The 26067-nt window shown below is 70.3% G+C and carries 18 protein-coding genes and 1 CRISPR repeat array; of the genes, 8 read left to right on the forward strand and 10 right to left on the reverse strand.

Annotation, left to right across the window (positions count from 1 at the left end):
• Positions 1-48: 48 nt before the first annotated feature.
• Both msrP and msrQ read left to right on the forward strand, forming a co-directional pair.
• Entirely contained in the window at positions 49-990 is a 942-nt protein-coding gene (msrP, locus tag AC27L4_RS24755; protein WP_487145162.1) for a protein-methionine-sulfoxide reductase catalytic subunit MsrP, read from the forward strand.
• Positions 990-1616, forward strand: coding sequence for a protein-methionine-sulfoxide reductase heme-binding subunit MsrQ (msrQ, locus tag AC27L4_RS24760; RefSeq protein ID WP_487145163.1), 627 nt, complete (start codon positions 990-992; stop codon positions 1614-1616). The genes msrP and msrQ overlap by 1 nt, the downstream gene beginning before the upstream one ends.
• 22 nt (positions 1617-1638) lie before the next feature.
• On the opposite strand, the gene AC27L4_RS24765 is transcribed toward msrQ, so the two are convergent.
• Positions 1639-2577 carry a sugar-binding transcriptional regulator gene (locus AC27L4_RS24765; RefSeq protein ID WP_487145164.1) on the reverse strand — a complete coding sequence of 313 codons (939 nt, stop codon included), beginning with the start codon at positions 2575-2577 and terminating at the stop codon, positions 1639-1641.
• A gap of 134 nt (positions 2578-2711) precedes the next feature.
• Between AC27L4_RS24765 and AC27L4_RS24770 the strand changes: the two genes are divergently transcribed.
• The 4 genes from AC27L4_RS24770 to AC27L4_RS24785 are packed head-to-tail and all read left to right on the forward strand — an operon-like array spanning position 2712 to position 6505.
• Positions 2712-3692 carry an ABC transporter substrate-binding protein gene (locus AC27L4_RS24770; protein WP_487145165.1) on the forward strand — a complete coding sequence of 327 codons (981 nt, stop codon included), beginning with the start codon at positions 2712-2714 and terminating at the stop codon, positions 3690-3692.
• A 37-nt stretch (positions 3693-3729) separates the two neighbouring features.
• The gene (locus tag AC27L4_RS24775) at positions 3730-4857 is read left to right on the forward strand and encodes an ABC transporter permease (RefSeq protein ID WP_487145166.1); all 1128 of its coding nucleotides are present in this window, start codon (positions 3730-3732) and stop codon (positions 4855-4857) included.
• Positions 4854-5633: an ATP-binding cassette domain-containing protein gene (locus AC27L4_RS24780; protein ID WP_487145167.1), complete on the forward strand. Its 780-nt coding sequence runs from the start codon at positions 4854-4856 to the stop codon at positions 5631-5633. Before AC27L4_RS24775 ends, AC27L4_RS24780 begins: the two co-directional genes overlap by 4 nt.
• A gap of 5 nt (positions 5634-5638) precedes the next feature.
• Positions 5639-6505 (forward strand): ROK family protein, encoded by an 867-nt coding sequence (locus AC27L4_RS24785; protein WP_487145250.1) that lies wholly within the window; start codon positions 5639-5641, stop codon positions 6503-6505.
• Between the two features lie 8 nt (positions 6506-6513).
• Here AC27L4_RS24785 and AC27L4_RS24790 read toward each other — a convergent pair whose 3' ends face one another.
• The 6 genes from AC27L4_RS24790 to AC27L4_RS24815 form a co-directional block, all read right to left on the reverse strand.
• Positions 6514-7230, reverse strand: a complete 717-nt coding sequence (locus AC27L4_RS24790; RefSeq protein ID WP_487145168.1) for an alanyl-tRNA editing protein — start codon at positions 7228-7230, stop codon at positions 6514-6516.
• 114 nt (positions 7231-7344) lie between these two features.
• Positions 7345-8376 carry a cysteine synthase A gene (locus AC27L4_RS24795; protein ID WP_487145170.1) on the reverse strand — a complete coding sequence of 344 codons (1032 nt, stop codon included), beginning with the start codon at positions 8374-8376 and terminating at the stop codon, positions 7345-7347.
• A 117-nt stretch (positions 8377-8493) separates the two neighbouring features.
• Complete coding sequence (locus AC27L4_RS24800) at positions 8494-9732, reverse strand: class I SAM-dependent methyltransferase (RefSeq protein ID WP_487145171.1); 1239 nt, start codon at positions 9730-9732, stop codon at positions 8494-8496.
• A 335-nt stretch (positions 9733-10067) separates the two neighbouring features.
• Positions 10068-12011, reverse strand: coding sequence for a mechanosensitive ion channel family protein (locus tag AC27L4_RS24805; protein ID WP_487145172.1), 1944 nt, complete (start codon positions 12009-12011; stop codon positions 10068-10070).
• Between the two features lie 11 nt (positions 12012-12022).
• Positions 12023-13144, reverse strand: a complete 1122-nt coding sequence (locus tag AC27L4_RS24810; protein WP_487145173.1) for a 2Fe-2S iron-sulfur cluster-binding protein — start codon at positions 13142-13144, stop codon at positions 12023-12025.
• A 120-nt stretch (positions 13145-13264) separates the two neighbouring features.
• Positions 13265-14431 carry an extracellular solute-binding protein gene (locus AC27L4_RS24815; RefSeq protein WP_487145174.1) on the reverse strand — a complete coding sequence of 389 codons (1167 nt, stop codon included), beginning with the start codon at positions 14429-14431 and terminating at the stop codon, positions 13265-13267.
• A gap of 278 nt (positions 14432-14709) precedes the next feature.
• On the opposite strand from AC27L4_RS24815, the gene AC27L4_RS24820 reads away from it, so the two are divergent.
• Entirely contained in the window at positions 14710-16212 is a 1503-nt protein-coding gene (locus AC27L4_RS24820; RefSeq protein WP_487145175.1) for a GGDEF domain-containing protein, read from the forward strand.
• A gap of 464 nt (positions 16213-16676) precedes the next feature.
• Positions 16677-19745: direct repeats of the CRISPR family, unit length 33 nt; unit sequence GTCGCGTCCCGCGTGGGACGCGTGGATTGAAAC.
• 357 nt (positions 19746-20102) lie between these two features.
• A complete protein-coding gene (locus tag AC27L4_RS24825) occupies positions 20103-21896 on the forward strand; it encodes an NAD(P)-binding domain-containing protein (protein WP_487145176.1) in 1794 nt (597 codons plus the stop codon).
• Positions 21897-21939: 43 nt separating this feature from the next.
• Here the strand turns inward: AC27L4_RS24825 and AC27L4_RS24830 are convergent, their stop codons facing one another.
• The 3 genes from AC27L4_RS24830 to AC27L4_RS24840 all read right to left on the reverse strand — a co-directional run bounded on the left by AC27L4_RS24830 (position 21940) and on the right by AC27L4_RS24840 (position 26067).
• The gene (locus tag AC27L4_RS24830) at positions 21940-23502 is read right to left on the reverse strand and encodes a serine hydrolase (protein WP_487145177.1); all 1563 of its coding nucleotides are present in this window, start codon (positions 23500-23502) and stop codon (positions 21940-21942) included.
• A gap of 129 nt (positions 23503-23631) precedes the next feature.
• A complete protein-coding gene (locus AC27L4_RS24835) occupies positions 23632-24723 on the reverse strand; it encodes an ABC transporter ATP-binding protein (RefSeq protein ID WP_487145179.1) in 1092 nt (363 codons plus the stop codon).
• Positions 24724-24927: 204 nt separating this feature from the next.
• On the reverse strand, positions 24928-26067 hold the full coding sequence (locus tag AC27L4_RS24840) for an exo-alpha-sialidase (protein WP_487145180.1): 1140 nt from the start codon (positions 26065-26067) through the stop codon (positions 24928-24930).

Here is a 26067-nt window from a genome sequence, read left to right on the forward strand (position 1 = left end):
GATCGCGTCGGGACGTATAGGGGGCATACCCACGGTATGAGGCCTCCCATGCTGATCCGCCACGCGTCAAACCTCGCCCCGTCCGAGATCACGCCCCGCGACATCTATCTGGACCGCCGCCGCCTCCTGGCCGGGGCGGCCGGCCTCGCGCTCGGCGCCGCGCTGCCCGGCGAGGCCGCGGCGGCGCTTGACGCCGCCAGGAGCCCGTTCTCGACCGGCGAGCCGCAGACCAGCCGCGAGGACATCACCTCCTACAACAATTTCTACGAGTTCGGCACGGACAAGGCCGACCCGGCCGCCTATGCCGGCAAGCTCACGACCAAGCCCTGGACGGTGAAGGTCGACGGCCTGGTGGAGAAGCCGGCCGACTATCAGCTGGAAGATTTCGTCAAGCCGTTCGCGCTGGAGGAGCGCATCTATCGCATGCGCTGCGTCGAAGGCTGGTCGATGGTGATTCCCTGGGACGGCTTTCCGCTCGCCGAGGTGATCAAGCGGGCCGGGCCGAAGGGCAGCGCCAAATATGTGGCGTTCGAGACCCTGGTGCGGCCTGAGGAGATGCCGGGCCAGAGCGGCTTCTTCCAGCCGCTGGACTGGCCCTATGTGGAGGGGCTTCGCCTCGACGAGGCCCTGCATCCCCTGACCATCCTCGCCGTCGGCCTCTACGGCGAGACCCTGCCGAACCAGAACGGGGCGCCGCTGCGGCTGGTCGTGCCGTGGAAATACGGCTTCAAGGGCATCAAGTCGATCGTGCGCATCAGCCTGGTCGAGCATCAGCCCAAGACCACCTGGAACCTGCAGAATGCCGGCGAGTACGGCTTCTATTCCAACGTGAATCCGCAGGTCGACCACCCGCGCTGGAGCCAGGCCACCGAACGGCGCATCGGCGAGGGCGGCCTCCTGGCCAAGCGCCGGCCGACGCTGCCCTTCAACGGCTATGGCGACCAGGTCGCCGGCCTCTATGCCGGCATGGATCTGAGGGCGAATTTCTGATGGCCGCCCCCCGCACGCCCGGAGGGCTCGCGGTGCCGAAGGTGCCGGTCGCCCTGGTCTATGCCGCCGGCTTCATCCCGGCCGCCTGGACCTTCTGGCTCGCCTTTTCCGACCGGCTCGGCGCCGACCCGGTCCGGGCGCTGGAGCACGGCATCGGCCTGTGGGCCTTGCGCTTCCTGATCGCGACGCTGTGCGTCACGCCGCTGCGCCGCCATGTCAATCTCCTGCGCTATCGCCGCGCCCTCGGCCTCATGGCCTTCTGGTATGCCCTGCTGCACCTCGGCGTCTGGCTGCTGTTCGACCGCGGGCTCGATCCCCAGGCCGTGCTGGCCGACATCGTCAAGCGGCCCTACATCACCATCGGCATGGCTGCCCTCGCCATCCTGCTGCCGCTGGCGGCAACCTCCAACGCCTGGTCGATCCGCCGGCTCGGCGGCGCCGGCTGGGCTCGGCTGCACAAGCTCGTCTATGCCGCGGCCGCCCTGGCGGCGCTGCACTTCGTCATGGTGCTGAAGGTCTGGCAGATCGAGCCGCTGGTCTATGCGGCCATCATCGCCGGCCTGCTCGGCTACCGGCTGGTCAAGGCGGTGCGCAAGCCGGCACGGCCGCGGACGGTGCGGGCCTGAGGGCGGGGGCGGCCGCGGGCCGTCAGCCCCTGAGGGTATCGAGGATCTTCAGCGCCGTCCGGCTGTCGGTCACCAGGGCGTTGATCAGGCCGGCGCGCGCGGCGCCGATGATGGCGGCGGCCTTGAGCGGCGAGGCGGCGACGCCGATCAGCAGCGGGATGCGCTTGAGCTGCCCGGTGCTGATCGCCAGCAGCTTGTCCTGGTCCTTCCAGGCCACCATGCGGCCCGCGGCGTCGTAGTAGCGCAGCAGCACGTCGCCGGCGGCGTGGTCCAGCGCCGGGTCGTTGGGCGTCATCGCCGCGCCGCTGCTCGTCCGGTCGCCGCCATGCGGCCGGCCGATGCCGACCAGCGCGACGTCGACCCTGTCCCACAATTCGACGCTCTCGCGGATCACCGGGTCCTTCACCAGGGCGAGCCGCGCCTCGTCGGCGAGCAGATAGGGGGCATGGACGAATTTCGGGATGCCTTCCATCTGCGCCGCGGCCAGCCGGGCGAACTCGCCGATCTGGAAGTGCCGGGCCGCCTCCGGGATGCCGCCGCTCAGCGGCACCGTCGTCGTGCCGTGCGCCTCCGGCAGGCCGACCTGCAGCACCTCCCAGACGGTGCGCCCCCATCCCAGCCCCAGGACGGAACGGGGACCGAGACGGGCCTCCTTCAGCAGCCGCCCGACGGGGTCGGCGAGGGCCGCCAGGGTGCCCTGTTCCGATGCGCTCGGCGCGATGGCGACGCGTCGAAGCGTCAAGGCGGCGGCCAAATCGCCGGCCAGCGTGTCCGGCTCGACGAATTCGCTGATCTCGATGCGGACGATTCCCTCCTCGCGAGCCCGGCGCAGCAGGCGCGACACCGTTGCCGTGGACAGCTGCATCTGCTGGGCGATGTCCCGCTGCGACAGGTCCTGCTCGTAGTGGAGGCGCGCCACGGTGTGGAGCAGGGCCCGGGAGTCCGACGGGGGCGTGTCCATGAGAAACCTGTTGCAACTTTATTCAGAAATTAGTTACATCACTTCGTCGGCCGGGCCAATGCGCCACGCCCGCCCACGATAGCAGAAAGCCGGAACGGCTCTGCGTGCACAAGGCCATGATCTGGGAGGATCCTATGCGCAAAACCCTCGCTTCCCTCGCCTGCGGCCTTGCCCTGGCCGGCGCGGCCGCCTCCGGCGGCGCAGCCCAGGACAAGAAGACCGTCGCGCTGGTCTACGGCATCAAGGGCGATGCCTTCTATGTCACCATGGCGAAGGGCGCCCAGCAGAAGGCCGACGAACTCGGCGTCACCCTGGTCGCAGACGGTCCTTCCCAGTGGAACCCGGCCCTGCAGACGCCGATCGTCGACGCCATGATCGCCCGCAAGGTCGACGGCCTCATCGCCGTGCCGAACGACCCGCAGGCGATGGTCGCCGCGCTGCAGCGCGCCTCCGACGCCGGCATGCCGGTGGTGACCACGGACCAGTATATCGGCAACGGCGACTATGCCGCCGGGCCCGTGACCTTCCCGCTCAGCTACATCGCTTCGGACAATTTCGGCGGCGGCAAGCTCGCCTGCGAGTCGCTGATCAAGGGCATGGGCGGCAAGGGCAAGCTCTACGTGCTCGTCTCCACCGCCAACGTGCCCTCCGACACCGCCCGCCGCGACGGTTGCCTGGAGGCCATCAAGGCGACGAACGGGGAGGTGACGCTCGCCGGTGTCGACTACACCCAGAGCAACGCCACCATCGCCACCACCCAGACCCAGGCGAGCCTGCAGAAGACGCCCGACATCGGCGCGATCTTCGGCGGCAACCTGTTCAGCGCCCAGGGCGCGGCCGCCGCCGTCAAGACGGCGAACCTCACCGGCACCGTGAAGATCGCCTCTTTCGACGCCCCCGAGCAGGCGATCGACGACCTGCGCAACAACGTCGTCGACATCGTCATCGCCCAGCAGCCGGCGCTGATCGGCGCGACCGCCGTCCAGAACGTGGTCGATGCGCTGAACGGCAAGGCTGCCGACGTCAAGCGCAAGGTGGCGACACCCTTCGTCGTGATCACGCGCGAGAACGTCGACACGCCCGAGGCGCAGCAGGCCATCTACAAGAGCAACTGAGCCGCCATCCGGCTGCTCCGGCGCATCCAGGCAGGACATGACCGCCCAACCGACAGATGGCGCCGGCTCCGCCGGCGTCTCCACGCCGCAGGCCGGCCGCCCGGCGCCGGCGGCTGCCGCTCCCGGCGGGGGCCGAGCCCTGAAGCTGCTCGGCCGCGTCTGGGCCTGGCTGTTCCTGGCCGCCCTCGTCGTCTTCTTCTCGGTGACGACGCCGCATTTCTTCGACCTGTTCAACTTCCAGGCCATGGGCGCGAACGCGGCCGTCGTGCTCGTGCTCGCCCTCGGCCAGACTTTCGTCATCATCACCGGCGGCATCGACCTGTCCGTCGGCTATGTCATGGGCCTGGCCACCATCGTCATCTCGCTGGTGATGCAGAGCCTGGTCGGCTATCCCTTCCCATTGGTCGTGCTCGCCGGCCTGCTCTCGGCCCTCGGCGTCGGGCTGGTCGCCGGGCTGCTGAACGGGGCCATCATAGCCAAGCTGCAGGTCTCGCCGTTCATCGCCACGCTGGGCACGCTCGGCATCGCCCAGGGCATCGCCTATGTCCTCTCCGGCGGACCGCCGGTCAGCATCCCGCTGCCCGGGCTCGGAACGCTCGGCAACGGCTACGTGCTCTACTGGCATCCCGAGCAGGGCCTCGGCCTGTTCGGCATGCCGGCCGGCGTGGTCGGCGCCGAGGTGCGCAACGTCCGCGGCTTCCTGCCCTACCAGATCCTCTATGCCGGGCTGGCGACTGCCTTCTGCGCCTGGCTCCTCGCCTCGACGCGCTTCGGCCGGCACGTCTATGCCATCGGCGGCAGCGCCAAGGCGGCCCTGCGCGCCGGCATCCCGGTGCAGCGCAACCTGTTCAAGGTCTATATCCTGTCCTCGATCATGGCGGCGTTGGCCGGCTTCATGTACGTGCTGCGCTACACCGGCGGCGTCGCCAGCTCGGGCGACGCGCTGATGCTGTCCTCGATCGCGGCGATCGTCATCGGCGGCGCGTCCCTGCTCGGCGGGGAAGGTCGGATCCTCGGCACGCTGGTGGGTGCGCTGATCATCGCCGTCATCCAGAACGGCCTGGTCCTGCTCGGCATCGACCCGTTCTGGCAATATGCCGCGGTCGGCGTCGTCATCATCCTTGCCGTGCTCGCCGACAAGGCCAAGTTCAGGATCGCGCGATGACCCGGCCCGCAGACAATGCGCCTTCGACGCATTCCGCCGGGCCGCCGCTGCTGCGCTGCCGCGGCCTGGTCAAGCGCTTCGGCGGCCTGACCGCCGTCAACGGCGTCGACCTCGACATTCCGGAAGGCGAGGTGATCGCCCTGGTGGGCGACAACGGCGCCGGCAAGTCGACGCTGGTGCAGATGATTTCCGGCGTCTACCGCGCCGATGCCGGCTCGATCGAGCTCGACGGGCAGCCGAAGCAGTTCAACTCGCCGGAGGATGCCCGCAGCGCCGGCATCGAGACGATCTACCAGGACCTCGCCCTCTGCGACAATCTGAGCGCGGCCGACAACATCTTCCTCGGCCGCGAGATCGGGACGAAGCGCCTGGGCTTCGTCCCCGGCCTCGACAACCGCACCATGCGCGAGAAGGCCCATGCGGTTCTCGACGAGTTGCACATCCGCATCCCCGACCTGAGCGCGCCCGTGCGCCAGCTCTCGGGCGGGCAGCGGCAGGCGGTGGCGATCTCCCGCGCCGTCTACTGGCAGGCGCGGCTGATGATCATGGACGAGCCGACGGCCGCCCTCGGCGTGCCCGAGCAGCGCAAGGTCATCGCTCTGATCCGCATGCTGAAGGAGCGGCGCGTGCCGGTGGTGCTGATCAGCCACAACATGCAGGACGTTTTCGAGATCGCCGACCGCATCTTCGTGATGCGGCGCGGCAGCAATGTCGGCGACTTCCGCACCGGCGCGACGACGCCGAGCGAAGTCGTGAACCTGATGATCGGCGGGTGAGGCCCATGGTCCAGGGCGAGGCGATCGGCATCGACATCGGCGGCACGAACCTCAGGGTGGCGCGGGTCGACGCCTCCGGGCGCATCCTGGCCTCCCTGTCCGAGCGCATCAGCCGCGACCCGCAGGCGGCGCTGCACCGTATCCTCGCCCTGTCCCGGCAGCTCGACCGCGACGGCGTGGCGGGGCTGGGCGTCGGCATCCCGGGGCGGGTCGACGCCGCCGCGCGGCGCGTCCTCTCCGGCGGGTTCCTCGACCTTGCCGACGTCGCGCTGGTCGAGCGCCTGGAGGCGGAGACCGGCAAGAGGGTGGTGCTCGACACCGACTGCAACATGGCCCTCGTCGCGGAGATGCATATCGGCGCCGCGCGCGGCCGGCGCCAGGTCGTGATGCTGACCATCGGCACGGGCATCGGCGGCGCCATAGCGCTCGACGGGGCGATCGCCCGCGGGCGTGCCAGCGCCGGACAGCTCGGCCATCTCACGGTCGACGTCGGTGGCCATCCCTGCGCCTGCGGCCGGCGCGGCTGCGTCGAGACGACCAGTTCGGGCACGGCGCTCGGCCGGCTGATCGCCGAGGCGGGCCTGCCCGCCGGCACAAGGGTCGAGGCGCTCCTGGCCGCCGCCGGCGAGGACCCGGCGGCGAGGGCGGTGCTGGAGGCCTGGGCCGGGCCGCTCCGCGCCGCCGTCGACAGCCTTGTCGCCACCGTCGACCCCGAGATCGTCCTGCTCGGCGGCGGCCTCGGCAGCGCCGCGGCGCAGGCGCTCGCCCTCGCGCCCGCCCTGTCGCCCTGGTACCAGTGCCCGGTGGTCCCGGCCGCCCTGGGCGACGATGCCGGCGTGATCGGGGCGGCGCTGTCCGTCCTGAGCCGCTGACCGGGCTGCTATCCCAGCGCGATCCGCACCCGCCGGTTCTGCTTGCCCTTCTTCTCGATCTGCGTCACCGCCACCGGGCCGATCTCGCCGGTGCTGCGCACATGCGTGCCGCCGCAGGGCTGGAGGTCGAGGCCGGCGATCTCGACCAGCCGCACCCGGCCGGAGCCGCGCGGCGGCTGCACCGACATGGTCTTGACCAGGCCGGGATTGGCGTCGAGCTCGGCATCGGTGATCCAGCGCTCGCTGACGGCGGCATCGGCCGCCACCATCTCCAGGAGCCGGGCCGTGATCGCGTCCTTGTCGAGGCCGGCGTCCGGAATGTCGAAGTCGAGCCGGCCCTCGCCCTCGCCGATCGAGCCGCCGGTGACGGGATAGGGCAGGGCGACCGACAGCAGGTGCAGGGCCGTGTGCACGCGCATGCGGGCATGGCGCACCGGCCAGTCGAGGTCGAGCCGCACGGTCTCGCCGATGGCGGGCAGGGCGCCGCCTTCGGCCGGGACATGGGCGATCTCGGTCTTGGCGGCGTCGTTCCAGACCGCGGTGGCGATCGCAACGCGGTTGCCGTCCGCCCGCGTCAGCGTGCCGGCATCGCCCGGCTGGCCGCCGCCCGTGGCGTAGAACACGGTCCGGTCGAGCACGATGCCGCCGCGCTCGGTCACGGCGAGCACGGTGGCGGGCGTCGTCGTCAGATAGGCATCGTCACGGAAGAGCAGGGCAGTGGACATGGGGCGGTCTCGCGAACGGTCGAGCGCCTTCCCTGCACCGAACCGCGGCCGGCGGCAATATGGCGTCTCCCGGAGAAGGCTTCGAGCGCCCTTTCCTGCAGGGCCTCCGGCAGCCTACAGATACGGCACCTTCAGCGCGCTCTTGCGTTCCAGCCATTCCGGCACCGGCAGGCCCTTGGAGCGCATGAACGCCGGGTTGAACAGCTTGGACTGGTAGCGCGTGCCGTAGTCGCACAGGATGGTGACGATGGTGTGCCCTGGGCCCATCTCACGTGCCATGCGGATCGCCCCGGCGATGTTGATGCCGGTGGAGAGCCCGACGCACAGGCCTTCCTGCAGCAGGAGGTCGTAGACGATCGGCACCGCCTCCTCGTCCGGGATCTGGCAGGAGAAGTCGACTGGCGCACCCTCGACGTTCCGGGTCACCCGGTTCTGGCCGATGCCCTCGGAGATCGAGGAGCCGGAGGCGGTCAGCTCGCCGGAAGTGAAGAAGGCGTGCATGGCCGCGCCCATCGGGTCGGCGAGGCCGAGCTTGATGGCGCGGTTGCGTTGCTTGAGGCCGATGCCGGTGCCGGCCAGCGTGCCGCCGGTGCCGACGGCGCAGATGAAGCCGTCGACCGTGCCGCCGGTGTCGTCATAGATCTCCGGCGCCGTGGTCTCGATATGGGCCTGGCGGTTGGCGACGTTGTCGAACTGGTTCGCCCACACCGCGCCGCCCGGCGCCGTGCGCGCCAGCTCCTCGGCGAGGCGGCCCGACACCTTCACATAGTTGTTCGGGTTGGCGTAGGGCACGGCCGGCACCTCGACCAGCTCGGCCCCCGCGAGGCGCAGCATGTCCTTCTTTTCCTGGCTCTGCGTCTCCGGGATGACGATCACCGTCTTGAAGCCGAGCGCATCGGCCACCAGCGCCAGGCCGATGCCGGTGTTGCCGGCCGTGCCTTCGACGATGGTGCCCCCCGGCTGCAGCAGGCCGCGCTGCACCGCATCCCGGATGATGTACAGCGCCGCCCGGTCCTTCACCGACTGGCCCGGATTCATGAACTCGGCCTTGCCGAGGATGGTGCAGCCGGTCTCCTCGGAAGCGCGGTTGAGCCGGATCAGGGGCGTGCGGCCGATGGCGTCGACGAGGCCTGTGCGGAAGGGCATGCTGCATCAAATCCATGAAGTTAGTGGGCCAATCGTAGTCCTCCCGCGCCTGGGCGGCAAGCGCGGGATGCGATCGGTCCGGCCGGAGCCTTCACGGCATGTGGACGAGCGCCTCGGTCACCCCGCCTTGGTGAACACCATCTGGCGCACGTCGATGGAGCCCGCCCGGAAGCCCGCCTCGCAATAGGACAGGTAATATTGCCAGATGCGCTTGAAGCGCTCGTCGAAGCCGAGCGGCACGATGCCCGGCCAGGCGTCGAGGAAGCGGTCGCGCCATTCGGCCAGGGTGCGGGCATAGTCGAGGCCGAAGACGCGCTCGGACGCCAGCGGCAGCCCGACCTTCTCGCCGAGCTGGCGCATGATCGTCGGCGTCGGCAGCATGCCGCCGGGGAAGATGTAGCGTCTGATGAAGTCGACCTCGCGCGTATAGGTCGAGAACAGCTCGTCGCGGATGGTGATCACCTGGACGCCGGCCTTGCCGCCGGGCTTCAGCCGGTCGCTGAGCTGCCGGAAATAGGTCGGCCAATATTGCTGGCCCACGGCCTCGAACATCTCGATCGAGGCGATGCGGTCGTAGAGGCCGGTCTCGTCGCGGTAGTCCTGCAGCTTGATCTCGACCTTCTCGGCGAGGCCGGCCGCGAAGATGCGCTTGCGGGCGAAGTCGTACTGCTCGCGCGAGATGGTGAGGCCGGTGACGCGGGCGCCGGTCTCGCGCGCCACGTGCTCGGCGAAGCCGCCCCAGCCGCAGCCGATCTCCAGCACGTGATGATCGGGGCCGACGTCGATCTTCTCGACCAGCGCCCGGTACTTGCGGGCCTGGGCCGAGGACAGGTCGTTGTCGTGCGGCTCGTACAGGGCGGACGAATAGGTCATCGTCTGGTCGAGCCACTGCGAATAGAAGGCGTTGCCGAGGTCGTAATGGGCGTGGATGTTGCGGCGCGACCCCGCCTTGGTGTTGCGGTTCAGCCAGTGCCGGAAGTTCTGCCACAGCCGCGTCAGCGGCGCGTGGCCGAGCATGGAGCCGATGGCATGGTGGTTGACCGAGAACAGCTCCAGGAACTTCGCCACGTCGGGGCTGTCCCATTCGCCGCGGATATAGGCCTCGGCGAAGCCGATGTCGCCGCCCGACATCAGCCGCCTGGCAAAGCCCAGCGTCTTGACCTCGAGAGCGCCCTCCGGTCCCGGATGCGGGCCGCGGAAGCGCAGGCGCCGTCCGCCGGGCAGCACCACGGTCAGCACGCCGTGCCGGATCCTCAGGGCATAGCCCAGCGCCTTGCGCACGATCAGGGGAAGTCCTGCCAGAGCCTCGCGGGCATTGGCCTCGGTGACCTCGATTGCGTCATGGTGTTGCGTCATGTCGTTTCGCCCTTCCGCGGCCCTCCTTCGGAGTTTGCCTCCATTCCGCCGCGCCGCCGGATTTGTTGCAGGAGGACGACGGTGCCGGCCGCCTTCGCCTCCTTGGGCTTGTCGCCATCGGCGCAGCAGGCGAATCGGCGGCGAGCCCCCCACGAGCCACGGCTGAAAGCCTGGCAAATGGATAGCTTCTCCGGTTTCCGCCGTCAAAAGCGGAAGGCGCCGAGGCCGTCGGACTCTCGAGCGAGAGCCGGTCCGGAGGCCCTGCCCGGGCATCGTCCGGAACACGTGCGCCGGCCACGACGAGCGGGTTGGGGCCCTTGTTCCCCGGCGGCGCCTCAGGCCGGCCGGGGCGGCGGCTCCTCGATGCTGTCGGCCGCGCCGGCGGCGGCGACGCCGTCGGGCAGGCCGCGCCCGGCCATCTCGACCTTGACGCTGCGCTCGCCGAGCCTGATTCCCGCGCGGTCGAAGGCGTCGCGGATGCGCTGGTAGGCTTCGCGCCGGATGATGAACAGGGTGGAGTTGGGCTTGGCCGTGTACTTGACGCGCAGCACCATGCCGTAATCGTCGAAGCGGTTGATGCCCTGGCTCTTCAGCGGCTCGAGCAGGTTCGGCCCCAGATCCGGATCGGCGATCAGATCGGCATTGATGCCCTTGATGATCTTCTTGACCTGCGCCAGGTCGGTGTCGAACGGAATGCGGAACTCGAGCTTGACGATCGACCAGTCGCGGCTCTCGTTCGACACCGACTTGATCTCGCCGAACGGCACGGTGTGCAGCGCGCCGCGCTGGTGCCGCAGCCGCACCGAGCGCAGCGAGATCGCCTCCACCGTACCCTTGCGGCTGCCGACGTCGATGTACTCGCCGACCCGGAAGGCGTCCTCGATCAGGAAGAACACGCCGGTGATGATGTCGCGGACCAGGGTCTGGGCGCCGAAGCCGATGGCGAGGCCGACCACGCCGGCGCCGGCCAGCAGCGGCGCGATGTTGACGCCGATGGCCGAGAGCGCCACCAGCGTGGTCAGGCCGACCAGCAGGATCAGCACGGCGGTGCGGATCATCGGCAGCAGCGTCGACAGGCGCGAGGCGGCCTCGCCGTCGCCCATGCGCACCGACATGCGCAACTGCCGGTCGATGAAGGTGCGCAGCCACAGCCAGGCGAGGTCGCACAGCAGCACCACCGCGACGACGTTGACGGACTGCGCCACCACGCGCACCACCGGCCGCTCCGCCGCCTCCGGCATCAGCATGTCGACGCGCCAGATCGCCAGGATGATCACGAACGCGACCAGCGCCAGGCAGAAGCGCAGGAAGCGGCGAATCACCGGTTCATAGGCGCGCGCCAGGCCGATGACGTCGGGTTCCTGCTCCGTCCCGTCCGGATCGCCGCGCAGCAGCGCGTGCAGGATCGCGGCGCCGGCGAAGTCGGCGACGACGAGGACGGCGAGGACGACGAGCGTCCACACCCAGCGATGCCAGCCGATGAACCAGAGCACGGCGCCGGCGGCGAGCAGCGCGGCGAGGCTGAAGGGCAGGAGATCGGCGAGGCCCCGGCGCCCCGGCGGGCGGGCGGCCCGCCGGGTCCGCGACCAGGCCGAGAGCGCCGCCAGCAGCATCAGCCCCGTCAGCGCCGCGGCGACGCTGGCCGCGGCCCTGCCGACGTCCGGGGCGGCGAAGACGTCGAGCAACTGGGCCGCGACATAGCCGGCCCACGCCGTCGTCGCGATCGCCAGGACATAGGCATGGACGTGGCGCGCCGTGGCGTCGGTCCAGGGCCGGAGCCGATGGGAGCCGATGCGCGGCGCCAGCAGGTAGCCGGCCAGCAGCATGACGGCGCGCAGCGCGCCGGTCGATAGCGCCAGGACGGTCGCGATCGCCGTCACCACCGGCGGCAGGGTCAGCACCGCGGTGGCGGCGAGGGCGGCGCCGGTCGACAGCGCCACGCCGAAGGCGCGCAGGGCGAGCTGCTCGGCTCCGACCAGGGCGCGCTGGCGCGGCGAGGTCGGCCTGGCGGCCCTGAGCGCGCGCAGGGCCGGGCCGCCATAGCACCAGAACAGCAGCTCGCTGCCGGCCGCGATCATCAGCAGCACCATGAGATAGGTGACGACGCGCAGCAGCTCGCCGCTCGCCCATGCGCCGGCAAAGCCCATGGTCGCCGTCGCCCATTCGTTGCCGATCGTTTCCAGGTCGGCGACGAAGCGCTCGGCGGTGGCGACGGCGCCGCCGTCCTGGGCCGTGGCCGGTCCGGCGGCGAGGCTGGCCAGGGCGATCAGCGGGACCATGGCGCGCCGTCTCAAGGAAGGGCCTCAGCCTCGGCGCCGGGCCGCCATTCCCCGCGCGCCGCCGGCTCCGCGACCTCGACCGGCACCAGCCGCTCGACGGTGAGGGCGACCGGCTGCAGGATCCTTGCCTGGCAGGCGAGGCGGACGGCCCCTCCGCTATCGAGATGCGACAGGAGCAGGCTCTCGTCCGGCCGCGGCTGCGACAGCGCCCCCGCCGGCGCCTCGACCCGCACCCGGCAGGTGCCGCAGCGCGCATGTCCCGAGCAGACGGCGGAGTGGGGCACGTGGTTGCGCCGGCTGACGTCGAGCAGCGTCGCGCCGATCTCGGCCGCCAGCGTCGGCCCGCCGACATAGCGCAGCGTGGCCGTGGCGGGCGGCTCCAGGCGCCGGCGCAGCACACGCCACAGGGCGGGGGCGAGAGTGGCCGCCATCACCAGCGCACAGGCGGCGAGCAGGTCGTGCTGCCAGGCGACCAGCGTCGGCACCGTCGGCGCGGCGGCCTGGCCGGCCGCGTGCGCCCGGGCCTGGAACGCCGGATCGCCGGCCAGCCGGGCCAGGACCTCGTCGCCTGCATGGACGAAGCCGAGCAGGGCGAGGATCGGCAGGGCGAAGACCGGCGGGTAGGCGAAGGCCGCCACGCGTGGCCACCAGGGCCGGAGGTTGAGCCAGGCCAGCATGCCGATGCAGCCATGCGTCCAGACCACGGCGACGAGGAAGACCTGCACCAGGCCGTAACCCGGTCCCCATTTCCAATAGACGGTCAGGATCCAGGCATAGTCCGGCTGGAAGTCGGCGAGCAGCCGGGCGCCGCGCGTGGCCAGGACATGGGCGGCGAGCAGGGCCGGGATCAGGAGCCCGAAGGCGATCTGCGTCACGTCCTTCAGGGTCGGCGCCAGGCGCGGCCGGCGGACCACCGCCGCGAGGCCGAGCAGGGTGTGCACGGCCAGGCAGGCATAGAGCAGGACGATGCCGGGCAGGGGCCGCCAGGGCGCCATCAGCACCGGACGCCAGCCATCCATGGCCTCGACCGAGGCGAGCCCGAGCGCGGCATTGACGAGGTGGCCGCAGACATAGGCCATCAGCACCAGGCCGCTGACCAACCGGAGTTTCGGCAGGAGGGGGCTGTTCCACATGGCGGATGGCGCTCGGGCCGGCCCGCGGGATGGCGCGCCGCCCCCTATAGGTGCGGCAGCCCGGGCCCGATTGCAATGCGACGCCGCGGCCGCGGCGGCAGGCCGGATATCCCGCCGCCTTCAGCGCTTGCGGGCGCCGATCCGCTCGTCCCAGAGCCGGGCGGCGGTGATCATGCCGGCCGTGTCGAGCGGCGCCTCCAGCGGCGCGTCGGCAAGCCAGGCCTGGTAGGCCGGGCGATCGTAGGCCCGGATCATCTCCCGGCTCCGCCGCGGCGCCATGTCGAGCGTCACGCCCTTCGCGGCCGGCGCGGGATGGAACGGGCTCCGGTCGAAGGCCAGGGCCTGCTGCTCCGTCTCCAGGAGGAAACCCATGAGGTCGAGCAGCACCGCCAGCCTCTCGGCGGGCAGGTTTTTGGGCACCGCCAGGTACTGGGCGCTGGTGATCCAGCGGGTGCCCTGCAGCACGCCGACCGCCGTCGCCGCGGGCACGACGCCGAGCGCCCGGGGGGCGAGGTCCCACCCGGTGGTGGAGACGACGATGTCGCGCGTGCCTTCGCCGAGATCCTGCAGAGTGCGGGCGGCGCCCGCCGGGTAGGATTCGATGGTCTCGCCCAGCGCCGCCAGGTAGTCCCAGGTCCTGGTCCAGCCTCGGGCCGGGTCGCGCGGGTCGGCGTCGCCGAGGATATAGGGCAGGCCCATCAGGAAGGTGCGGCCCGGCTCGGAGGTCGCCGGGCGCGCATAGGCGAACTTGTGCGGGTTCTGCCGGGCCCAGGCCAGCAGCGCCTCGGCCGTATCCGGCGGCGCCGCGACCCGGCCGGGCAGATATTCGATCAGCGGCCCGCAGGGCTGGCAGGCGATGCACAGCGCCCGGCTGCCGGCCAGCGCCTGCATGCGGGCGGCCTGGGGCGTGAGCAGCGCCTCCGGCCGGGGTAGGGCGGCGGCGTGGGGGGCGAGGTCGGTCCACAGGTCCTGCGCCAGGCCGGCTGCGAGCATGTCGGTGTCGGCGAGGACGAGGTCGACGTCGGCGCGGCCGGCTGCGAGCTGCGCCGCCAGCGCCGGCGCCGAGGCCCCGGAGAAGGCGAAGCGCTCGACGGCCCCGGGCCGCGCCGCGCGGTAGCGTTCGATCGCCGGCCGGGTGAACGCCAGGCTGCCGGTCACGTCGACGACGGCGAGCGCCAGCGGGCGGGCGGGCGGAGCGAGGCCCGCCAGGGCGGCGCGCTGGGCTAGGGGCAGGCCGGCGAGACCGCCTGCGAGGCCGCCGCAGAAGCTCCTGCGAGTGATTGCCATGGGGTCCTCCGGGGGCCTGCCGCCCGGCGAGCCGCGGCCCGGGAGATCGCGGTGCGGCCGGCGAAGGAGAGCGGCGACCGGCGCCGAACAGCCGGGGGCCATCCGGCCCCGGCAACCGGCCGGCGCGCAATATCGGGCGTCACCGGGCCTGTCAATCGCCGGCCGCGCCGGGGACGGCGAGGTTGTTCTCGCGGCAAGGGGTCATTTGATGCAATATGAGGCAAAACGGCGATGAGGGCGCTGGCCTTCTCCGCTGCGTTTGGTCATGCGGGAGCACCATGCCACCACGGAACCACGACGTCGCCGGTCCCCAGGACGCTGCCGGGCGCACCGACGACGCGCACATGTTCGATCTCGCGCCGGTGTCGCTCTGGCTGGAGGACTACAGCGACCTCAAGGCGCTGTTCGACGACTGGCGGCGCGCCGGCGTCACCAGCCTGCGCGAGCATCTCAGCGCCGACCCCGCCCGGGTGCGGAGCTGCGCCGGCTGCATCGACGTCGTCAAGGTCAACCGCAAGACCCTGTCGCTGTTCGAGGCGAACGATCTCGACCATCTCGTGGCGCATCTCGACCGCGTCTTCCGCGACGACATGCTGGTGGCGCACCTGCACGAGCTGGAGCAGCTGTGGAACGGCCGGCTGGAGTTCGCCAGCCTCACGGTCAACTACACGCTGTCCGGCCGCCGCCTCGACATCCAGCTGCACGGCACCGTGCTGCCCGGCTACGAGGACAGCTGGGCGCGCGTGCTCGTCGCCATCGAGGACGTCACCGAGCGCGAGGCGGCCCGCCGCCAGGCCGCCGCGGCCGAGGCCTATGCGCGCGGCCTGTTCCACCATTCGCCGGTGTCGCTGTGGGTGGAGGATTTCAGCGCGGTCAAGCGGCTGATGGACGACGTGCGCGAGCGCGGCATTGTCGATTTCCGCGTCTTCACCGATGTCCACCCCGAATTCGTCAGCCGCTGCATGAGCGAGATCCGGGTCATCGAGGTCAACCAGCACACGCTCGAGCTGTTCTGCTCCGGCGACAAGCCGACCCTGCTGCGCGGCCTGCGCGACGTCTTTCGCGACGGCATGCACCAGCATTTCCGCGAGCAGCTGATCGACCTTTGGCAGGGCAAGCTGATGCAGCAGCGCGAGGTGGTGAACTACACCCTCGCCGGCGACGAGCTGCACCTGCACCTGCAGTTCTCGGTGCTGCCCGGCCACGAGCGCGACTGGTCGCTGGTGCAGGTGGCGCTGACCGACATCACCGCCCGCAAGAAGGCCGAGACCTATCTGGAGTTCCTCGGCAAGCACGATGTGCTGACCAAGCTCTACAACCGGTCCTTCTACGTCGACGAGCTCAACCGCCTGGAGCGCAAGGGCCCGTTCCCGGTCTCGGTGATCGTCGCCGACCTCAACGGCCTCAAGGGGGCCAACGACCAGCTCGGTCACGCCGCCGGCGACGAGCTGCTGCGGCGGGCCGGCGAGATCCTGGGCAAGCTGGTCGACAAGCCCGCCCACGCCGCCCGCATCGGAGGCGACGAGTTCGCCGTGCTGCTGCCGGGCGTCGACGAGCGCGGCGCCGAGCTGGCGATGGAGAACATCGAAAAGCTCGTGGCCCTCAACAACCAGTTCTACACCGGCGAGCCGCTCAGCTTCTCCCTGGGCGCCGCGACGGCGCTGCCCGGCGAGCGCCTGGAGCAGGCGATCAAGCGGGCCGACCTGATGATGTACGAGGCCAAGCGCGCCTATTACGCCGGCCTCGGCCGTGACCGGAGCAGGGGTCTCGCCGCCGAATAGGCCGGCGGCCCTCGCGCAGGCCCGCCCTCGCGCCGCGGCGGCCGGCGATGTCGAGCGCCTGCCGGGATCGCCCGTGCGACCGGCGCGCGGCCGGTCGCCTCGCGGCCGAGCCAGGGGAGGATGGCGCCCATTTCCCCGGCGCGCGTTCGGGGAAAGGCGGCCTTGATCCCGGCGAAGCCGTCGCGGATGAAGGCCTCGGCATCGCCGGCAGGCGTCTGGCATGGCCGGGCACGGCCGCTCCGATGATGATGATGAGGCCGGCAGATCCCGCATCCGGCGCGGCGAGCGCGAACCGGAAGCAGGCCCGCTTTCCCCCGGAGGTTCGCGCTGGCTGTAGAGCGTTGATCGGTCGGGATCTTTTGCTCGCAGTCGTCGAATTTTGGCGGGAGATTGGCAGCAGCCCGTTGAGGTTCGCGCGACTGCGGGCATTTTCAGTGCGGGTGGAATGGGTTAACTGTGGGGCGGTCGCGTCCCGCGTGGGACGCGTGGATTGAAACGCATTTGGTGACTCCGGAGTTGCGAGGGGATTGTGTCGCGTCCCGCGTGGGACGCGTGGATTGAAACGGCCAAAAAGTAGCACCTCTTTCGGATCATTTCGGTCGCGTCCCGCGTGGGACGCGTGGATTGAAACTCTCGCACCTCGCAGAGACCGGCCGCGTTGACTGGTCGCGTCCCGCGTGGGACGCGTGGATTGAAACACCAATAAATGCAGGGATATTTGTGCAGATTTGGGTCGCGTCCCGCGTGGGACGCGTGGATTGAAACTCAACCCGGAGAACGTCAATGTCGATCGAAAAGGCGTCGCGTCCCGCGTGGGACGCGTGGATTGAAACGGCCGCAGCAGCCTCGCCTACGCCATCGCCATCACGGTCGCGTCCCGCGTGGGACGCGTGGATTGAAACTCGTCCTCCGCGACTCGATCCGCGATCCGTGGGGCGTCGCGTCCCGCGTGGGACGCGTGGATTGAAACGCCCTCTCTGACGAGTCCCTCGCCCTCGCGCGCGGTCGCGTCCCGCGTGGGACGCGTGGATTGAAACTGCACCAGCACCGTCTTGCCCGCGTACATGTCGACGTCGCGTCCCGCGTGGGACGCGTGGATTGAAACTTGCACTGCAAACCACGCAATCCAATAGTCGGAGGTCGCGTCCCGCGTGGGACGCGTGGATTGAAACGATTGCGGCTTTTCGCGTTGAATGAAAAATGCCAGTCGCGTCCCGCGTGGGACGCGTGGATTGAAACAAAATTGACCGGAGCAACGCGCCATGTCTCGCGCTCGTCGCGTCCCGCGTGGGACGCGTGGATTGAAACTGGCTGTTGAGGTCGCGCAGAGCGTCGATGCCAGGTCGCGTCCCGCGTGGGACGCGTGGATTGAAACCATCGTCGGCGCGAAAGTGGCGTTGAGTGGCAACGTCGCGTCCCGCGTGGGACGCGTGGATTGAAACCGAGCAGCCCGGGTAGCGACGACAGGTCGGAAGGTCGCGTCCCGCGTGGGACGCGTGGATTGAAACGGTTTTTTCTCAATAACCATTTTGAGCGTGGATGCGTCGCGTCCCGCGTGGGACGCGTGGATTGAAACTTCCATTTGGCGAGGTAGGTGCCGGCGGCATAGGGGTCGCGTCCCGCGTGGGACGCGTGGATTGAAACGATCCGGAGGCGCCATGATCATCGCCCCCCTCATCGTCGCGTCCCGCGTGGGACGCGTGGATTGAAACGATCGGATCAACGGGCTGCTCTCGCATGGGCGGGGTCGCGTCCCGCGTGGGACGCGTGGATTGAAACGGTGCTTATTCGTACCCTCGTGACGATTTCGCCGACCGTCGCGTCCCGCGTGGGACGCGTGGATTGAAACCATGACTGTCGAAACGGGTAAGCGTCTTGTCGCGGTCGCGTCCCGCGTGGGACGCGTGGATTGAAACATCAACGCAGACGGCCAGACGGGCATCAACTGTGCGTCGCGTCCCGCGTGGGACGCGTGGATTGAAACAAGGCCATCGACTGGACTGTGCCGATCCCGATGATGGTCGCGTCCCGCGTGGGACGCGTGGATTGAAACTCGCCGCGCAAGCCTCAACAGAGGACCTGCGCGAAAGTCGCGTCCCGCGTGGGACGCGTGGATTGAAACATCGACGGCGATGAAGGGGAAGCGGGGCCACCGCGTCGCGTCCCGCGTGGGACGCGTGGATTGAAACTTGTCCCGACCGCGGCACTCTGGATCGACGACTAGTCGCGTCCCGCGTGGGACGCGTGGATTGAAACATGGACATGGGCACCGGCAAGACGCTGACGGCGCTGTCGCGTCCCGCGTGGGACGCGTGGATTGAAACTTCGGTCGAGACATCGTCGAGGTCGCGGCCGTAGCGTCGCGTCCCGCGTGGGACGCGTGGATTGAAACAGGAGCTCCTCGCCATCGTCACCGTGCCGGATCAGTCGCGTCCCGCGTGGGACGCGTGGATTGAAACGATCCGGAGGAGTGGTTCGGCTTCGCGCTCGACGGCGTCGCGTCCCGCGTGGGACGCGTGGATTGAAACAAGGGCGGGCTCGGCAAGGTGTATGACCGTGAGCGTCGCGTCCCGCGTGGGACGCGTGGATTGAAACATCAGGCCGACCCCACAGAGGGCCGGCTCAATGAGTCGCGTCCCGCGTGGGACGCGTGGATTGAAACGCCTTTGGCCATGTCTCCAGCTGCAAACACACTGTCGCGTCCCGCGTGGGACGCGTGGATTGAAACGCCTTTGGCCATGTCTCCAGCTGCAAACACACTGTCGCGTCCCGCGTGGGACGCGTGGATTGAAACCTTGACGGCATCGTGGCCGCTGGCCGCTACGGGAGTCGCGTCCCGCGTGGGACGCGTGGATTGAAACTTCGGTCGAGACATCGTCGAGGTCGCGGCCGTAGCGTCGCGTCCCGCGTGGGACGCGTGGATTGAAACAGGAGCTCCTCGCCATCGTCACCGTGCCGGATCAGTCGCGTCCCGCGTGGGACGCGTGGATTGAAACGATCCGGAGGAGTGGTTCGGCTTCGCGCTCGACGGCGTCGCGTCCCGCGTGGGACGCGTGGATTGAAACAAGGGCGGGCTCGGCAAGGTGTATGACCGTGAGCGTCGCGTCCCGCGTGGGACGCGTGGATTGAAACATCAGGCCGACCCCACAGAGGGCCGGCTCAATGAGTCGCGTCCCGCGTGGGACGCGTGGATTGAAACGCCTTTGGCCATGTCTCCAGCTGCAAACACACTGTCGCGTCCCGCGTGGGACGCGTGGATTGAAACGCCTTTGGCCATGTCTCCAGCTGCAAACACACTGTCGCGTCCCGCGTGGGACGCGTGGATTGAAACCTTGACGGCATCGTGGCCGCTGGCCGCTACGGGAGTCGCGTCCCGCGTGGGACGCGTGGATTGAAACAGTTCCGCGTCCAGCGCCGGCTTGACGGCCGACTGGTCGCGTCCCGCGTGGGACGCGTGGATTGAAACAGGAGGTCACCGGCGGCCTTGAGCGGGTTGTCGAGTCGCGTCCCGCGTGGGGCGCGTGGATTGAAACTGTGGCCGGTTCTTGACGTAACGGCATGATCCCCCGTCGCGTCCCGCGTGGATTGAAACCCGAGATGTTCAGCAAGCCGCGCCCGCGCGCCCCGGGTCGCGTCCCGCGTGGGACGCGTGGATTGAAACAAGCGGATCGTCACCTGTAGCTGGATGCCGCCGATGGTCGCGTCCTGCTCGGACGCGTGGATTGAAACCGTCACGCGTCCGGCGAATTTGCCGCCGCCCCTGTCTCGCCGCCGGAACATCCTCGCGGGGGCTTGATCTCGGGCCGCCGTCATCGCAGGCTGGCCCGTCGAATCCGCCGACGACATCGTTTGCGCGGATGCAAATGAATAGATTTGGGGATGGAGCGAGCATGGATAATGCGGAGGCGACGCGCAGCCTGTCGGCGTGGCTGGAGGCATTCGGTGCGGCCCTGGCGGCCGGTGACAAGGCCGGCGTGCAGGCGCTGTTCACGGAGGACGCCTATTGGCGCGACCTGGTGGCCTTCACCTGGAACATCCACACGGCCGAAGGGCAGCCGGCGATCCGCGCCATGCTCGACGCCACCCTGGAGCGCGCCAGGCCGTCGGCCTTCGCCGTCGAGGGGGAGGCGGCCGACAGCAAGGGCGTGATCGAGGGCTGGTTCACCTTCGAGACCGCCGAGGCCCGCGGCAGGGGCCATGTCCGGCTCAGGGACGGCAAGTGCTGGACCCTGCTCACCTCGATGGAGGAGCTCAAGGGCTTCGAGGAGAAGAAGGGCCGCCGGCGCGCCTTCGGCGCCCAGCACGGCGTCCACCGCGACCGCAAGACCTGGCTGGAGGAGCGGCAGGAGGAGGCCGCGACGCTCGGCACGGAGCGCCAGCCCTACTGCGTCATCGTCGGCGCCGGCCAGGGCGGCCTGGCGCTGGGGGCGCGGCTGCGGCGGCTCGGCGTGCCGACGATCATCCTGGAAGCGCATGAGCGGCCGGGCGACGCCTGGCGCAAGCGCTACAAGTCGCTCTGCCTGCACGACCCGGTCTGGTACGACCATCTGCCCTATCTGCCGTTCCCGGACGACTGGCCGGTCTACTCGCCCAAGGACAAGATCGCCGACTGGCTGGAAATGTACGCCAAGGTGATGGAGCTCAACGTCTGGACCTCCACGCCCTGCCAAAAGGCCAGCTACGATGCCGGGCGCGGCGAGTGGGCGGTCGAGGTCGTCCGCGACGGCAAGCCGCTGACCCTGCGCCCCCGGCACCTGATCCTGGCGACCGGCATGTCCGGCATACCCAACAAGCCGAGCTTCCCGGGAATGGAGCGGTTCAAGGGCGAGCAGCACCATTCCAGCCAGCACAAGGGCGGCGAGGCCTATGCCGGCAAGCGCTGCGTCGTCATCGGCTCGAACAACTCGGCCCACGACATCTGCGCGGATCTGTGGGAGCATGGCGCCGACGTGACCATGGTGCAGCGCTCCTCCACCCATGTCGCCAGCTCCGAGGGGCTGTTCCGCTACGGCACCAGCACGCTCTACTCGGAGACGGCGCTGGAGAAGGGGATCACCACCGACAAGGCGGATCTCCTCAACGCCTCGGTGCCCTACCGCCTGATGCCCGAAATCCTCAAGCCGGTCACCGCCGCGGTCAAGGCGCATGACGCCGAGTTGCTGCAGCGCCTGGAAAAGGTCGGGTTCAAGCTCGATTTCGGCGACGACGACTCCGGCCTGTTCCTGAAATACATGCGGCGCGGGTCGGGCTACTACATCGATGTCGGCGCCTCTGACCTGATCGCCGACGGCGACGTCAAGCTCGCCAGCGGCGATGTCCGCGAGATCACCGAGAACGGCGTGGTGCTCGCCGACGGCACCGAGCTGCCGGCGGACCTGATCGTCTACGCCACCGGCTACGGCTCGATGAACGGCTGGGCCGCCCGGCTGATCTCGCAGGAGGTCGCGGACAAGGTCGGCCGCGTCTGGGGCCTCGGCTCCGGCACGACCAAGGATCCCGGCCCCTGGGTCGGCGAGCCCCGCAACATGTGGAAGCCGACCCGGCAGGACGGGCTGTGGTTCCACGGCGGCAACCTGCACCAGTCGCGGCACTATTCGCAGTACCTGGCGCTGCAGCTGAAGGCGCGGATGGAAGGGATGGCGACGCCGGTCTACGGGCTGCCCGAGGTGCATCACCCCGCCTGAGGCGCCGGGCAGGCGGCGGGACCTCCGCCGCCTGCCTGCGCCGTCACTTCGCGGCGCGTTCCAGCGTGCCGAGGCCGACATCGTCGAGCGCCTCGATCGTCACCGCGCCCGCCTTGCCGTCCGGCCCCACGGAAAAGCGCACGGCCGAGGGCATGTCCGGCATTTCCGGCATGGTGAAGGCGAGGAACAGGTCGCGGTCGAAGTGCTTGAGCGGGTAGGAGCGGCCGCCGCCGGGCCCGACGCCGAGCACCAGGCTCCCGTCCCTGACCGTCACGCTCGCCTCCCCGACATAGGCGTTGGCGTAGCTGCCGGCATAGGCCGCGAGCGGCAGGGCGGGGGAGGCCGTGGCCGGCGGCGAGGCGTAGGCCGCCTTGGCCGCCGCAAGCGCCGGGCCGAACAGGCTCGAATAGGCATCGTCCCAGGGCTTCGACCAGTCCCTGCCCGCCTTGCCGTCGAAGACGAGGTCGGCAAAGCCGTCGGCGAGCGCCTCCGGCGCGCCGGTCGGAAAGGCGTTGGCGAGGACGACGATGCCGAGGTTCGACCGCGGATAGAGCGTCACCAGCGTCCTGGCGCCGACGCTGAAGGCGCCGGCATGGCCCCAGGTCAGGCCGTGCCGGCCGAACTCGACATTCCAGCCCAGGCCGTAGAAGGACGTGGCCGACGTGACCGGGTTGGCGCCCCGCGCCATCAGCGGCACATGGGTCTGGCCGATCGCCTCGGCCGGGATCAGCCGCTTGCCGTCGATCACGCCCCCGGCCAGCTCCAGCCGCATCCATTGCGCCAGGTCGCGGGCGCTCGAGCTGGCGCCGCCGGCCGGCGCCTGCGCGTCGGGATCGCGCTCGACCCTGGCGGTCCAGGCGCCGCCGATCCGCACATGCAAGGCGGCCCGGTTCGCCCGGGCCAGGAAATCGGCATGGCGCGAGCTGGTCGAGCTCATGCCGAGCGGCCGGTAGAGCCGCTCCTCGGACACCGTCTCCCAGTCCTCGCCGGTCGGCCTTGCCGCGGCCACGGCGCCTTCGGTCAGGCCGAAATTGCTGTAGGAATAGCCGGCGCGAAAGCTCGACGACGGCGGCACCAGCCGCAGCCGCCGCAGCACTTCGGCCCGGTCGTAGCCGATATCCTCCAGCTCGTTGCCGGCATTGCCCGGCAGGCCGCTGCGATGGGCGAACAGGTCGCGCACCGTGACCTCGGCGCTGGGATAGGGATCGCGCAGGCGGAAGCCCGGGTCGAGGTCGCCGATGCGCGAATCCCACCCGAGCAGGCCCTCGCCGACCAGCGCCGCCACGACGGTCGAGGAGATCGGCTTCGACATCGAGGCGAGCTGGAACACGGTGTCGCCGTCGACCACCTCGGGCTTGCCGGCTTGGCGCCGGCCGAAGCCCTTGAGGTAGACGAGCTTGTCGTCATGCACGACCGCGATGGCCAGCCCCGGCACGCCGCCGTCCTCGACCGCCTTGCGCGCCATCTCCTCCAGACCGGGCAGGGCGGCCGTCACCCGCGCCTCGGGCACCGGCTGCGCCGCCGCCGGCGCCGCGGCGGCAAGCAAGCCCGCGAGCCCGAGCAGGCCGCCGCACCGGCGGGTCTTCGTCCGAATCGTTCCTGCCATGATGCTGTCTCTCCCTGCGTCGCGCCAGGGTGGCGCAGCCGCGGGGCGACTCCAAGCAGAACGCGATTGCGGCGGCGTTGCGATCTTCGTTCCGGTTTTATCGGTCGGTCGGAAAACCGGCGGCCCGTCTCAGGGCGACAGCCGGCGTCCGTCCTTGGCGAAGACGTGGCAGGCCGCGGGGGCGAGGCCGAGCTGCTGCTCGGTCCCGACATCGGGCCGCCGCCCCGCATGGCGCACGGTAAGCGGGCCGGCGGGGTGGCCGGGCGCATGCAGGTGCACCGCGCCGCCGATATATTCGCAGACCTCGACGCGCATCGCCAGGCGCGCCGGCCCGTCGCCGCCGCAGGCAAGGTCCTCGGGCCTGATGCCGACGTCGATGGCGTCTCCCGGCTTCAGGCCGCTGCCGGCGGCGACCGGCAAGGCGAGGCTCGGCCGGTCCAGCCCGGCGATCTCGGCGTCGATCGCGCCGTCCCGCACCGCGGCGACGCGGCCGGCGAGCATGTTCATCCGCGGCGAGCCGATAAAGCTGGCGACGAAGCGGTTGCACGGCCGCTCATAGAGCTCGGCCGGCGCGCCCACCTGCTCGATGGCGCCGTCGCGCAGCACCACGATGCGGTCGGCCAGGGTCATGGCCTCGATCTGGTCGTGGGTGACGTAGATCATGGTCGTGCCCAGCCGGCGATGCAGGTCGGCGAGCTCGAAGCGCATCTCGACGCGCAGCTCGGCGTCGAGGTTGGACAGCGGCTCGTCGAACAGGAACAGCGACGGCTCGCGCACGATCGCCCGGCCGATGGCCACGCGCTGGCGCTGGCCGCCGGAGAGCTCCTTCGGCCGCCGGTCGAGCAGGCGCGTGATCTGCAGCGTCTCGGCCGCCTTGGCGACGCGCCGCATGCGTTCCGCCTTGGCCACGCCGGCCATGCGCAGGGCAAAGCCCATATTGTCGGCCACGCTCATATGCGGATAGAGCGCGTAGGACTGGAACACCATGGCGAGCCGGCGGCCGGCCGGCGGCACGCCGCGCACGTCGCGGCCGTCGAAGCGGATCACGCCCTCGCTCGGCGAGTCCAGGCCGCAGATCAGCCGCAGCAGCGTCGACTTTCCGCAGCCCGAGGGGCCGACGAACACCGTGAAAGCGCCGTCGGGGATGGCGAGGTCGATGCCGCGCAGGGCTTCGAAGGCGCCGAAGCGCTTGGCGACGCCGGTCAGTTCAACCCGCGACATGGCGGCCCCCTCTGTCTTGATGGGCCCTGGGACAGGGCAGGCACCGACGATACGGGCTCGGCGGCGATGCGGCGCCGCGGCCGCACCATGCGGCTCCCGAGAAGGGCGACGCCTCTCTCGGAGCAGCATGGTTTGGCCCTATCTCAGCGCCGATGCGGCTTGATCCGGCCGTGACCGGCACACGGGCCTCTGCTGTTTGCCGGCTCATGACAGCCGCACCGTGAGCGAGTGGATGCCCGTGACGCCGTCATGGTCGCGGGCGTAGTAGACGACGAGGATGGTCCCGTCGGCGCGCAGCGCGGCCGTGGGGTAGCCGATATCCTTGGTCGGCCAGTCTGCGGCCAGCAGGATGGGCCGCGCGTCCCAGGTCTCGCCCTGGTCCTCCGAAAGATGCATGACGATGCCGAAGGGCTTCTGGCGCCGGCCGGCGATACAGGCGAGGCGCCCGTCCGGCAGCTCCAGGAGATGGGCGGGGTAGGCGCTGATGCCGGTCGGCTCCGGCGCGCTCCAGCTGCGTCCGCCATCCGCGGAGGCCACCTGGTGCATGATGCGGCTGCCATTGTCGCGCAGCATCAACAGGATCCGGCCCGAGCCCAGCACCAGCCCCGCCGGCTCCTCGAACTCGTGGCCGGCGCCGCGCGCCGCCAGGCTCGGGGCGGACCAGGAGCGTCCGCCGTCGGAGGAGCGCACGGTGAACACCGCCGCGTAGCGCGGCACGTCGGAGAGCGGCAGCAGGATGTCGCCGTCCGGCAGCTCCAGGGCGCCGCGCATGCCGTAGCCGCCGCTGAAGGGGGCGGTGTCGATCCGCGGCGAGGCATGGAAGCTGCGGCCGCCGTCGTCGGACAGATGGACCACGGTCTCGCCGCCGCCCCGAGCCCAGGCAAAGACCGGTGCGGCGGGCTCGCCGCCGGAGACCGTGTCGAGCTCCGGCGAGGCCGCGAGCCCGGCCGCCAGCTCTCCGGGCCAGACGAGGTCCGGCCGGCCGAGTGCCTCGGCCAGCGGCAGGGGCAGCCATTCGAACCGCCACTGGTTGAGCAGGACGCGGCCGCTGCGCAGGGCCGTCAGCCCGGCGCATTCGACGCCGCTCCAGCCGTAGTCCGGCACCACGGCCGGCGCGCTCCAGCTGCGGCCCTCGTCGGCCGAGCGCATCATCAGGTTGCGGAACTCGGGGTCCTGCGGCGGGTGGAGGATGCGTTCGCGGCGTGGGGCGCGGTTGAACACCAGGAGAAAGGCGCCGTCCGCCGCCACCGCCATGTGCGGGTGGGCGCAATAGGCATGGGGATCGTGGTGGAGCGCCCGGCTCTCCACCACGTCGACGGTCGGGGTTGCGCCGCCTGCGGCCAT

The organism is Labrys sp. Lb11, assembly GCF_057554225.1.